Annotated in this window: 9 protein-coding genes and 1 pseudogene; 6 read left to right on the top strand and 4 right to left on the bottom strand. The window is 67.5% G+C overall.

What is annotated here, in order from left to right:
• From ACKOQ4_RS03225 to ACKOQ4_RS03210, 4 genes and pseudogenes are all read right to left on the bottom strand, one after another.
• The coding region (locus ACKOQ4_RS03225; RefSeq protein ID WP_526288756.1) for an MFS transporter at nt 1-288 on the bottom strand (288 nt) is incomplete at its 3' end.
• A 424-nt stretch (nt 289-712) separates the two neighbouring features.
• Nucleotides 713-1,786 (bottom strand): alpha/beta hydrolase, encoded by a 1,074-nt coding sequence (locus ACKOQ4_RS03220; RefSeq protein WP_526288754.1) that lies wholly within the window; start codon nt 1,784-1,786, stop codon nt 713-715.
• 60 nt (nt 1,787-1,846) lie between these two features.
• Nucleotides 1,847-2,205 (bottom strand): annotated as a pseudogene (locus ACKOQ4_RS03215) (DoxX family protein).
• Between the two features lie 44 nt (nt 2,206-2,249).
• Entirely contained in the window at nt 2,250-3,650 is a 1,401-nt protein-coding gene (locus tag ACKOQ4_RS03210; RefSeq protein ID WP_526288752.1) for a pyridoxal phosphate-dependent decarboxylase family protein, read from the bottom strand.
• 193 nt (nt 3,651-3,843) lie between these two features.
• Here ACKOQ4_RS03210 and ACKOQ4_RS03205 point away from each other — a divergent pair, with 193 nt between their 5' ends.
• From ACKOQ4_RS03205 to ACKOQ4_RS03180, 6 genes are all read left to right on the top strand, one after another.
• Nucleotides 3,844-5,301 (top strand): amino acid permease, encoded by a 1,458-nt coding sequence (locus ACKOQ4_RS03205; protein WP_526288750.1) that lies wholly within the window; start codon nt 3,844-3,846, stop codon nt 5,299-5,301.
• Between the two features lie 30 nt (nt 5,302-5,331).
• Complete coding sequence (cphA, locus tag ACKOQ4_RS03200; RefSeq protein WP_526288748.1) at nt 5,332-8,070, top strand: cyanophycin synthetase; 2,739 nt, start codon at nt 5,332-5,334, stop codon at nt 8,068-8,070.
• 68 nt (nt 8,071-8,138) lie between these two features.
• Nucleotides 8,139-10,301 (top strand): cyanophycinase, encoded by a 2,163-nt coding sequence (locus ACKOQ4_RS03195; protein ID WP_526288745.1) that lies wholly within the window; start codon nt 8,139-8,141, stop codon nt 10,299-10,301.
• A gap of 23 nt (nt 10,302-10,324) precedes the next feature.
• Nucleotides 10,325-10,648, top strand: a complete 324-nt coding sequence (locus ACKOQ4_RS03190) for a hypothetical protein (protein ID WP_526288743.1) — start codon at nt 10,325-10,327, stop codon at nt 10,646-10,648.
• A gap of 17 nt (nt 10,649-10,665) precedes the next feature.
• A complete protein-coding gene (locus ACKOQ4_RS03185; RefSeq protein ID WP_526288741.1) occupies nt 10,666-11,793 on the top strand; it encodes a succinylglutamate desuccinylase/aspartoacylase family protein in 1,128 nt (375 codons plus the stop codon).
• Between the two features lie 94 nt (nt 11,794-11,887).
• Nucleotides 11,888-12,105: FAD-dependent oxidoreductase (locus ACKOQ4_RS03180; RefSeq protein WP_526288739.1), on the top strand; the 218-nt coding region annotated here is incomplete at its 3' end.

Below are 12,105 nucleotides of genomic sequence, written 5' to 3'. Positions count from 1 at the left end.
GGTCAGCACGGCGAGCAACCAAAACTGTGAAGCGAGCAGCACGACGCGGTGCCCGAACCGATCGGTCGCGACACCGGCCGGGATGGCGAAGAGCAGGAACGGCAGGCTCAGCATCGTCTGCACCAGGCTGATGAGCACCGGACTGTCGGTCAGCGACGTCATCGTCCACGAGATGCCGAGCAACAGCATCACCTGGCAGAGATTGAAGAACAGGTTGGCGCTGAGGAAATCCCGCAGGATCCAGAGCGGCGATGGCGACGCTGGTGTCGCACGTCCAACCCTCGGCATCTGGGAAGTATCTCTCAAGTAGTTGTTGGACCGAAGCCTGTCGGATCGACGGGACGTTCATCGGAGGCTTGCCGCAGGTGCCCGTCACCTGTTGTCTCGGATCCGGTCGGGTTGATCAGGACCGCGGTGCGCGGCCTGATCACGCATGGTCTGGTCGTACGTGTCCTGGTCGTCGTGGTTGCCGCCGGCAGCGGTGAAGACGTCGCGTAGCCGGATGTGGCGGACCCTCGCGGGAATTCCCTCTCGCTCGACTCTCGAGCTGGGACTTCACGGCTGCACAAGGCTGCGGGATAGCCGTTCGCACGTTATCCCCGCCCGGCCCGCTTCGGCACCACGTCGGAGACGTATTACTTCGGTTGATACCTCCCGTTTCGTCTTCGGCTGATGCTTGACAGCTACTCCGGCTGATCCTTGACACTCCCGTTCACCCTGAGCTGCCCAGGTGAGTGTCGAGGAACCGCGCCATCTCGGTGAAGATGTCCTGGGACTCGACGGCGAAGGGTTCGATGAAGTAGGTGAAGTGCGAGGCGCCCTCGACGAGATGCAGCTCGGCGTGGACGCCGGCCTTGCGCAGTTTGCGGTGCATGAGCACGCTTTGGCTGAGCAGCAGGTCCCGGGTGCCCGAGACGAGCATGGTCGGAGGGAATCCGTTGACGTCGCCGCGCAGCGGGGACAGCAGGGGGTCGGTGATGTCGTGGTCGCCGGCGTAGAGTGCGGCGCCGCGGGTTCCGATGGCGTCGTAGGTGATTAGGACGTTGTCGACCCATTCGTGGACCTTCAGGGAGTCGCCAACCGGAGCCAGGTCACACCACGGGGTCTGGACGGCGACAGCGGCCGGGGCGGTGATGCCTTCGCGGGTCGCACGCAGCACCGTCGAGAGCGCGAGACCGCCGCCGGCTGAGCCGCCGGTCATGCCGATGTTGGCCGCCGGCGTCATCTCGAGGGCGGCTTTCCACACCGCGAGCGCGTCGTCGGAGGCGGCGGGGAAGGGGTGGTCGGGGGGCATCCGGTAGTCGACCTCGATGACTGTGATACCGCAGGTGGCGGCGATGACGGCCGGTTCGAGCAGCGAGGCCCGCCCGGGGTTGAACACATAGGCGCCGCCGTGGGTGTTGACCAAGAGCCGGTTGGTGTTGCGGGCCGGAACCCGTGGCGGGGTGACGATGAAGACCGGGACGCCGCCGAGATTGGTCGCCTCGACCCCCACGCCGAGTTTGTCGATGATCTGCTCGACGGCTGGGGCCGAGTGGCGGGCCAGATCGGCGACCGCGTCCCTCCAGCCCTGGGCATCGGGCGGGTTGAGCAGCCACTCGCTGTTGCGGTAGGGCATGGCGATCGCGGTCTGCAGTTCGGCGCTGACCGAGGTCGGCACCGGGATGACGCGCCCGGGAACCTGCCGCGGGCCGGGGTTTCCGTTGATCTGGCCCATCAGGGCCTGCAGCGTCGCGCCGTCTGGAACGCCGACGATGTTGGCCGGATTGGCAGAGGCATCAGTCATGGCAGTAGTTCTACGCCAGATCACTCGGCGGCCGCGACTCAAGTGCCCAGGGGGTTCAGACTACTGCCGCGAGTCGGGGCCTCTGACCGTCATGGCAGCGAACGTGGTCAGCAACGCCGCGGCAGGAAGGGCATGGACAACCTTGTCGCGCACGCGCACGTGCGCCGCAACGGCCAGGAAGAAGTAGAGCGTCAACATCGCCGTCGTCAGACGGGCCAGTCCTGGAAACCACTTCCCCGACAGCAGGCCGACGGCTGCTGCGCCCTTGATGACCGGCAGCACCTGTCGAGCAGTTTCCGGGCAGCCGACCGAGTCGAGGCTCTCTTGATGGGTGACACCTGGGCAGCGCAGGCCGCGGCGGCGACCGCCTGGAACACCGCGAGGCCGGCATACGTCTTCGGCGAGGTCAGAAGTCCCACATGCCCTACGCTACCGACCGGACCCTAAGCCTCCGCGCCGCAGGCTATCTCGCGGCGTCAAGGACCACCTCCACCATGTCCAGCGTCGTTGAGGGGTGCAGCAGCGCGAAGCGCCCGAGGACCTCGCCCTCCCACACCGTCGGGGTGGCGAAGGCCACCTGCTCGGCCAGCAGTTTGTTCTGCAGACGCAGGTAGTCGTCCTTGGTCCAGCCCGGCCGGCGCCACAGCACGATGGACAGCCCGGGTTCGCGGACCAGCTCGACGTGCGGGGTTTCGTCCACCAGTTCGGCGACCTGCTGGGTGAGGTCGAGCGCGTGCTGGACGGCGTTGCGGTAGGCGTCGGTGCCGTGCACCGCCAGTGAGAACCACAGCGGCAGCCCGCGCGCGCGGCGGCTCAGATGATGCGCCAGATCGGTCGGATTCCAGAACTCCGGATGCTCGGACTGATGCAGCGGATCCAGATAGGACGCGTGCTGGGTGTGCACCGAGGCCGCCTGGTCGGGGTCGCGGTAGAGCACCGCCGCACAGTCGAACGGCGCGAACCACCACTTGTGCGGGTCGGTGATGAACGAGTCCGCGTGCTCGATGCCGGCGAAGCGCCACTTCTGGTCCGACAGCAGTGCCGCCCCGCCGTAGGCGCCGTCGACGTGCATCCACAGATCACGCTCCCGGCACACCGCCGAGATGCCCTTGAGGTCGTCGACGATCCCGGCGTTCGTCGTCCCGGCGGTGGCCACCACCGCGACCACCGGCGGGCCGTCATAGGAGTCGAGTGCGGCCCGCAGCGCCCCGCCGGTGAAGCGATGGTCCTCGGTGGCCACCACGAACGGTTCGACGTCGAGAATCCGGCAGGCGTTGGCCACCGAGGAGTGCGCCTCGTCGCTGCAGGCGATCCGCACCTCCCGCACCCCGAAACGCTGGCGTCCGATCTCGCGCGCGACGGCCAGCGCCGAGAGGTTGGCCGCCGATCCGCCGGAGACGAACGTCCCGCCAGCGGTGGCGGGCATGCCGGCCAGATCGGCGATCCAGCGTAGCACCTGGTTCTCGGCCACCAGTGCCCCGGAGGCCTCCAGCCACGAGCAGCCCTGCAGCGACGCGATGGACACCACGGTGTCGAACAGCAGTGCCGCCTTAGTGGGGGCGGCGGGAATGAACCCGAAGAACCGCGGGCTGTCGGTGGACAGCACGTTGGAGGCGATGTGGTCGACGTAGGCGTCGAGCACCTCGCGCGGATCGCGGCCGTACTCGTCGATGAAGCCGTCCAGTGCCGCCATGATGGGTTCGGGCGGCTCCGGGTTGTCCAGTGGGGTGTCGGTGAAGCTCAGCCGGGTGCGCACATATTCGAAGACCAGGCCGGCAAGGTGTGGATCATGCTGGTGCATGCGGTCCGGGGGCCGGGTCTCCCGGATGACGTGGTGCCTCAGGTACGGATCGGCGGCATCCATGAGTTTCTCCTGCGTGAGCGTTGAATGTCACCGTAGGCACCGTCCGAACGGACCCACCGACCGGGTATCGAGACCAAGTTCCATCGCAGGCCCCGATGACCGTAAGACCGGTTATTTCGTGAAGCGCCATCGCTCGACAGGCGAGCCGGGCGGTTAGGACCGATAATCCTTGAATCCGATCCAGGAGGAGCGAATGGCGGCCCCGACAATCGGCCTGATCCAGCAGATGCTGCGCCGACGGCCCGTTATCGACGCGCCCGTGGCCCACGGTGCCTCCGATCATCTGAAACGCAGTATCGGCACGTTCCAGCTCACGCTGTTCGGTGTCGGCGCCACCGTGGGAACGGGCATCTTCTTCGTGCTGTCGGAGGCGGTTCCAGAAGCCGGTCCCGGCGTCGTCGCCTCGTTTGTGATCGCCGGAGTCGCTGCGGGGCTGGCCGCGGTCTGCTATGCCGAACTCGCCTCGGCCGTGCCGGTTTCCGGGTCCACGTACTCCTACGCCTACACCACTCTCGGTGAGTTGGTCGCAATGGTCGTGGCGGCCTGCCTGCTGCTCGAATACGGCGTGTCCGCCGCCGCGGTGGCGGTGGGCTGGAGCCAGTACGTCAACAAGTTGCTCGACAACTTCTTCGGGCACCGGCTGCCCGAGGCCCTTTCCGCTGCGCCCTGGGGCGAATCCTCCCCGGGAATCATCAACCTTCCCGCCGTCGTCCTGGTCGGGTTGTGCGCTGTCCTCCTCATCCGAGGCGCCAGCGAGTCCGCCAAGGTCAACACCGTCATGGTGCTGATCAAGCTGAGTGTTCTGGCGATGTTCGCCGCCATTGCGTTGACAGCGTTCGACGCCGATCGCTTCGCTGAGTTCGCACCCTTCGGCGCCGCCGGAATCGGCGCGGCGGCCGGCACCATTTTCTTCTCCTACATCGGCCTGGATGCGGTGTCCACCGCGGGCGATGAAGTCAAGGATCCCCAGAAGACCATGCCCCGTGCGATCCTGGCCGCGCTGGTGACCGTGACAACGGTCTACGTCGTGGTCACCGTGGCCGCGCTCGGCGCTCAGCCCTGGCAGGATTTCGAGGGCCAGGAAGCCGGCCTGGCCGTGATTCTCGACCGGGTCACCTCGGGTAATTACTGGGGCACGGTCCTGGCGGCCGGCGCAGTGATCTCGATTTTCTCGGTCACGCTCGTGGTCCTGTACGGCCAGACCCGAATCCTGTTCGCCATGGGCCGGGACGGCCTGCTGCCCACGCTGTTCGCCAAGGTCAACCCCGTGAGCGGCACGCCGGTGAACAACACCATCATCGTCGCCGTGGTGATCAGCATTCTCGCCGGCTTCGTCCCGCTGAGCTATCTGGCTGACATGGTGTCCATCGGCACCCTGGTCGCGTTCATCGTCGTGTCCCTCGCCGTGATCATCCTGCGGGTGCGTGAACCCGGTCTGCCGCGTGGATTCAAGGTGCCCCTCTACCCGTTGACGCCGGTCTTGTCGGTGCTGGCCTGCGGGTACATCCTGTTCAGCCTGCACTGGTACACCTGGCTGGCGTTCTCCGGGTGGGTCTTCGTGGTGCTGGTCTTCTACTTCGCCTGGGGCCGCCACCACAGCGCGTTGAATGACCGCGGCGACGGCGCTGTCCCAACCCTTGCACGCGAATAGACGCTCGACGCTCGATTGAAGGATGCCCCCATGAACATCGACTCCCTTTCGGTTTATGTCGGTCCGAACGTTCACGCGCGAGAGGCCGTGATCCGGCTGAAGGTGGACGTCAAACCGAGTTATGCCGATTCCCTCAAGGACCTCGGGGCCGACGTGGTCGACCGATTGGCGGCGGTCCTGCCGGGGCTGGCGCGTGAGCAGGCCGACTGGGTCGAGGCGTTGCGCGCGGGCGAGGTGATGTCCGTCGGCGATCTGGTCGCAAAGCTGGCGTTGGCGCTTCAGCATGCCGCCGGCATCGACGGCACACTGGCGTGGTCGGCGCCGACGGATGATCCCGACGTCGTCGAGGTGTTCTACAGCTACGGCCATGAGGACATCGGTATAGAGGCCGGCGAGGTTGCCTGTGACATGCTCGCGGCCATCGCCCGCGCGGAGGGCGGCTCTGCAGACCTCCACGAGGACGTCGATGAATTCCTGGCCTATGCCGACCGTCGTTCCCTGGGGCCCTCGGCCATGGAATTGGTGCGTGCGGCCCAAGCCCGCGACATTCCGGTCTACCGGCTAAACGACGCCAGCCTGATCCAGGTCGGCCAAGGCAAGTACCAGCAGCGGATCGAGGCGGCGCTGACCTCGAAGACCTCCCACATCGCCGTCGAGATCGCGTCGGACAAGAATCTCGCCAACGGCCTGCTTGCCGACCTCGGTCTGCCGGTGCCCAAGCAGCGGCTGGTCTACAGCGTGGACGAGGCGTTGGGCGCGGCCGAACGCATCGGCTATCCCGTGGTCGTCAAACCGCTCGATGGCAACCATGGCCGGGGCGTCACCGTCGACATCACTGGCGAGGACGGCATCGCCGCCGCCTTCGAGGCCGCCGATGCCGAGGGATCGGCCGTTGTGGTGGAGACCATGCTGCGCGGCGACGACCACCGGCTTCTGGTGGTCAACGGGCAACTCGTCGCGGCCGCGCGCCGGGTTCCGGGCCACGTCAAGGGCGACGGGCGCCACACCATCTCCGAGTTGGTCGATATCGTCAATCAGGATCCACGTCGTGGCGTCGGTCATGAGAACGTGCTGACCCGGCTCGAACTCGATGCTCAGGCCAAGGGCTTGCTGGAGGAGAAGGGCTATACCGCTGAGACCGTACCCACCGACGGCGAGGAGGTGTACCTGCGCAAGACCGCGAACATCTCGACGGGCGGCACGGCGGTGGATGTCACCGACACGATCCATCCGGACAACAAGCTGATGGCCGAGCGGGCGATCGGGGCGATCGGGCTCGATGTCGGCGCCGTGGATTTCCTGACCACCGACATCACCAAGAGCTATCGCGAGACCGGCGGCGGCATCTGCGAGATCAATGCGGGGCCCGGCTTGCGTATGCACATCGCACCGTCCGAGGGAACGCCGCGCGACGTGGGCGGGGCGATCATGGACATGCTCTTCCCGCCGGGAACCCAGGCGCGGGTGCCCATAGCCGCCCTGACCGGAACGAACGGCAAGACCACATGCTCGCGCATGCTGGCGCACATCCTGAAAATGGCGGGTCATGTGGTGGGGCAGACCTCGACCGACGCCGTGGTGATCGACGGCAACGTGACGGTGAAGGGCGACATGACCGGGCCGCTGTCGGCCAACATGGTGCTGCGCGATCCCTCGGTCGACATCGCGGTGCTGGAGACCGCGCGCGGCGGCATCGTCCGCTCCGGCCTGGGCTACAACTTCTGCGATGTGGGTGCGGTGCTGAACGTCGCTTCCGATCATCTGGGCCTCGGCGGCGTGGACACTCTTGACGACCTCGCCCGGGTTAAACGCGTCGTCGCCGAAGTCACGCGCGGCACGGTGGTGCTCAACGCCGATGACGAGCAGACCCTGCGCATGGCGGCCTTCTCGCCCGCCGGGCAGATCATGTACGTGACGCGCAACCCGGAGCATGCACTCGTGCGTGAACACATCCGGCTCGGCAAACCCGCGATCGTGCTTGAGCTAGGGCTCAACGGCGACCAGATCGTGATCTACGACAACGGCGTACAGATGCCGCTGATGTGGACCCATCTCATCCCCGCGACACTGGAGGGCAAGGCGCTTCACAACGTCGAGAACGCCATGTTCGCCGCCGGCATGGCCTACGCGCTCGGCAAGACACTGGACCAGATCCGCACCGGGCTGCGCACCTTCGACACCAGCTTCTTCCAAAGCCCGGGGAGGATGAACGTCTTCGATGAGCACGGATTCCGGGTGATCCTCGACTACGGGCACAATGAGGCGGCGGTGGGGGCCATGGTCGAGGTCGTCGACAGGCTCAAGCCGCGCGGGCGCAAGATCGTCGGAGTGACCTGCCCGGGCGACCGGCGCAACGAGGACGTGGCGGCGATCGCGGCGAAGGTCGCCGGCCATTTCGACGCCTACATCTGCCACCGCGACGACAATCTGCGCGATCGCGGACCCGACGAGATTCCGAATCTGATGCGGGCCGCCCTGATCGCCGAGGGTGTCGAGCCGGACGCGATCACCATCATCGAGGAGGAGAACAAGGCCCTCGACGCGGCGCTCGCGCAGGCGAAACCGGACGATCTGCTGCTGTTCTTCTGTGAGGCGATCACCCGCTGCTGGAAGCAGATCGTGCACTTCACCCCGGAATTCACCGCACCCGGGCCGGAGCCCGTGGCAAAGCGTCTGGCAGCATCCACCTTCGGCGTTCCCGACGGCTTCGTTCTCGCCTCGGATGATCGCGGCGTGCTGATCGTGCCGGCGAATGACAGGGAGACATGACAGGGAAACGTGGCAGATTCCCTTTGGCTCATCGTCGGGAGCATCACCCGGCCCCGGCGCTCCGTCGGGTGCGACACCCGACACTGGCGATCATCGGCGGCCGGCTCGAGGATGACAACGCCGCCATCTACGACGAGATGCGGCGTCTGGCGGGCGGAAGGATCGTCGTCTTCGCGACGGCGTCGTCGGTGCCCGAGGAGGTCGGCGCCGAAACCGTCGGGGTGTTCCGGGCTCACGGCTTCGACGCGGTGCTGGCCGGGGTTCACGGCCCCGGGGCGATCGGGGCGGCGCAGAACAAGGCGATCGCCGAACTCGTCGAGGACTACGGCAGCGTCTATTTCACCGGCGGCGACCAGGCCCTGATCACCGGGGCGCTGGCGCCCTACGGCAGGGAAAGCCGGGTGCTCAAGGCAATCCGCAGAGCGCAGCGCAGGGGTTCGTTGGTCGCCGGGTCGAGCGCCGGCGCCGCCGTCATGTCCGAGGTCATGTTTTCCGGCGGCACGTCGCTGGAAGCCGCGACCTACGGAGTGGTCGGTGATGCCGACCAGCCCGGAATGCTGCTGGCGCCCGGACTCGGCTTCTTCCCGTGGGGCATCGTCGACCAGCATTTCATCAAGCGCGGCCGGTTTGGCCGGATGGTCGTCGGCATGCACGCCTCCGCTGCCAAGCGCGGCTACGGCATCGATGAGAACACCGCCCTGTTCGTCGAGGGCAAGACGGCACGGGTGGTCGGCGAATACGGCGTCTTCGTGTTCGATCTGCAGCAGGCGAGAGTCGACGGCCGAGAGCGGCTGATCGACAACGTCGTTTTCAGCTACGCCGACAACGGTGACGTGATCGACCTGCAAACGGGCGAGGTGCTGCCCGGTCCGGGCAAACGGCCGGTGACCCGCGATGACATCACCTACAACGCCCCGGCGCGTTCGCTGCGCAATGTCTTCGGCGCGTACACGCTCTACGATCTCGTGGCTCGCCTGGTGCTGGGGGATCCTGAGGTGTACCCGGCCGATCGGGCTCGTGCGATAGAGCCCAGGGCGGGATGCGCCACCAGCGTCGAAGTCTCCCGCGAGGGCGGCCGTGCGGCCGCCTACATCCTCGGCGGCGGACGTGATTTCCGGATGACGGCGGTCGATTTCCGGGCCAGCATGCAGACGCGCCAACTCAATGCCGCGCAACTGGCCGAGAACCGGCGGGCGGCGCTGTCGCGGGACTACGGCGTGAAGCCGGGACCGCAGGCCCGCGTGATGATGCTGGGCTCGGCTCCGCTCGAACGCGGCAGCCCACTGCTCGCTGAACTGGTATCGCGCTGCGAGGGGCCGGTGGGCGTGCTCGCCGCGGCTTCCGCCGAACCTCGCGAGGCCGCGCGCGACTATGTCGACGCGCTCGCCGGACACGGTGTCGAGGCCACCGACCTCGGCGTCACCATCGACAACGTCGACCGCCTGATGCGCGATGAAGCCCTGGTCGAGCAGATCGCCGCCCTGCGCACCATCGTCCTGACCGGAGGCAACCAGATCAGGCTGGTGGAAACCCTGCTCTACCGCGGCGGGGTCACACCGCTGCTGACCGCCATCGCGCGGGCGCGGTCGGCCGGCGCGATGATCGTCGGGGTCAGCGGCGCGGCCTCGGCGCTGTCCGGCTTCATGATCGGCGGCGGCACATCGTATGAGGCGCTGCGTTTCGGCATCGCCTCGGACATGGGACGGCGCGGACTGGTGATCCAGGAAGGGCTGGGATTGTTCGGCGCGGCCATCGTCGACCAGAAGTTGTCGTCCTCGCGCCGCCTCGGCCGCCTGGTCGTCGCCTGCGCCGAGGAAGGCGTGCGCTTCGGCCTCGGCCTGCTGGAAGACAGCGGCGTCATCGCCAACCACGACAACACCCGGCTCACCGCGATCGGCGCGCGCGGCGCCGTCCTGGTCGAGATCGATCCGCTCAAGACCGAGCTTGCCGGCGACGACTTCATCGCGCCCGACACCAGGCTGTGTTTCGCCGGCCCGGGCGATGTCATCGACATGGCCGCCGGGACCGTGACCCGCCTGGCGCCGGCCACTGACTCCGCCGCCGAGCTGGACACGCTGGTGGCCGAACTGATCGAGGACTGCGTCGGCGACGCCGGCCCGGTGACCGCGCCCGGTGTCACGCACGAAGCGCACATCGCCCTGGTCTATGACACCCATGAGGACGGAACCGGCTATCTCGATATCGAAAGCATCCGTGACCGGCACGGGTGACCCTTCAAAAGAACGGACAATCAATGTATTTCGATGGGACCACCCTGACCGCACTGCTTTCCGATGCCGATAAGGCGGCCGCGTATGCCCCCGCTATCGCCGCCGACGGCCGCGCTCAAACCTCGCCGATCGCCGTCATCGAGGCCGCCATGGAGCTGCCGGAACTGGGCGAGGCCGGCGTGCGGGCGTTCCTCGACGCGCAGCGGATCGAACTGCGCGACATGCCCCCCGGGCATCACCTCATCGCCGGGTCGCTGGCGGCCGACGGCAAGCTGAAAGCTCGCCTGCATGCCGCCTGCGCGGCCTATTACGAGACGGACATGTTCGTGCTTCCGGCTGGCGAGTGAGATAGGCGGATCAGGCCATGCTGCGCCAGGAATACGAGCTGCCAGGCTCGCCGCATCGTCTCACCGTGCTGCGCTTCGGTGAACACGGCGGGCAGGAGCGCAGCGACCGGGGAAGTGAACACGGAACGGGTAGGAAGGCCTATTTGCAGGCCGGACTGCATGCCGACGAGTTCCCCGGCATGCTGGTCCTGCGCTTTCTCGCCTGGCAGCTGGCCGAAGCCGAAGCGCGCGGCGCGCTCCTCGGTGAGATCCTGCTGGTGCCGCAGGCGAACCCGATCGGCCTGGCGCAGACCGAGACCAGCTTCGTCTCCGGCCGGCTCGAAAGCGGCACGGGGGAGAACTTCAACCGCAACTATCCCGATCTGTCCGACCTCGGCGGCCTGTCGCTGGGACCGGACGCGGCGGCCAACGTCGCAACGATCCGGGCAGCGATGTCCGCCCGGCTTGCGGCGATGCAGCCCGAGGGAGCGCTGGCGCAACTGCGGCACCGGCTGCTGACGCTCGCCCATGACGCCGACCTGGTGCTCGATCTGCACGCCGACAACGAGGCCGAACCGCACATGTACGTCGGCCCGGCGCTGTGGCCGGCGGCCGAGGACATCGCCGCAGCGATCGACGCGCGAGCGGTGCTGCTGGCAGAGGTGTCGGGCGGCTCCCCCTTCGACGAGGCCTGCTCCAGTCCGTGGTGGATGCTGGCCGCCAGCCATCCCGGCGTGCCCATTCCGCCGGCCTGTCTGGCCGCCACGCTGGAACTGGGCTGCAACGACGACGTCGATCCCGAACGCGCCGCCGATCAGGCCACGGCACTGCTGCGCATGTTGCAGGGACGCGGTTTTGTCGATGGGTCGGGGGGTCGCCCGCGCTTGTCCTGCCGAGCCACTCCGCTGACGGCGATGGCGCAACTGCGCTCGCCGGTCACCGGACTCGTCGCCTATCGCCGCCGGTTGGGCGATTGGGTCCACAAGGGCGATCTCGTCGCCACGGTGATCGATCCGCTCGGCGAGGAGACCGAACTACTGGCCGAGACCGACGGCCGGCTCTTCGCCCGCCACAGCCAGCCCTATGCCTGGCCGGGGCGGGTGATCGGCAAGATCGCCGGCGAGGTTCCGCTGGACGGCAGAGAGGGCAATTTGCTTTCGGATTGACCCTGTCGCGCGTCGGGGTGGACGGCAACCCGGTCGGCAGGCTCCGGCGGCTGGACGATGCGCCCGGCGGCCACGGTCTTATACCGTGTCGGTCGTGACAGTGGTCGTCGTGGGAGCCGGACTGAGCGGCCTGGCGGCGGCCCGGTATCTCACCAGGGGGGGGATTGCCGTGACGGTGCTGGAGAGCGCCGACGCGGTGGGCGGACGGGTGCGCACCGACGTCGTCGACGGTTACCGCCTCGATCGCGGGTTCCAGCTCTACAACCCGGCCTACCCCGAGGGCGCGCGGGTGCTCGACCATGACGCCCTGAG

The organism is Mycobacterium sp., from assembly GCF_046095365.1.
Classification (GTDB): Bacteria; Actinomycetota; Actinomycetes; order Mycobacteriales; family Mycobacteriaceae; genus Mycobacterium.
The sequence above is the reverse complement of the archived record's forward strand: the minus strand, read 5'-3'. Positions and strand labels throughout refer to the sequence as shown.

Excerpts from the sequence above, each read along its gene's own strand:
- ACKOQ4_RS03205 (WP_526288750.1), top strand. The coding sequence starts at position 3,844 with ATGGCGGCCCCGACAATCGGCCTGATCCAGCAGATGCTGCGCCGACGG.
- ACKOQ4_RS03190 (WP_526288743.1), top strand. The coding sequence starts at position 10,325 with ATGTATTTCGATGGGACCACCCTGACCGCACTGCTTTCCGATGCCGAT.
- ACKOQ4_RS03220 (WP_526288754.1), bottom strand. The coding sequence starts at position 1,786 with ATGACTGATGCCTCTGCCAATCCGGCCAACATCGTCGGCGTTCCAGAC.
- ACKOQ4_RS03185 (WP_526288741.1), top strand. The coding sequence starts at position 10,666 with ATGCTGCGCCAGGAATACGAGCTGCCAGGCTCGCCGCATCGTCTCACC.
- cphA (WP_526288748.1), top strand. The coding sequence starts at position 5,332 with ATGAACATCGACTCCCTTTCGGTTTATGTCGGTCCGAACGTTCACGCG.
- ACKOQ4_RS03210 (WP_526288752.1), bottom strand. The coding sequence starts at position 3,650 with ATGGATGCCGCCGATCCGTACCTGAGGCACCACGTCATCCGGGAGACC.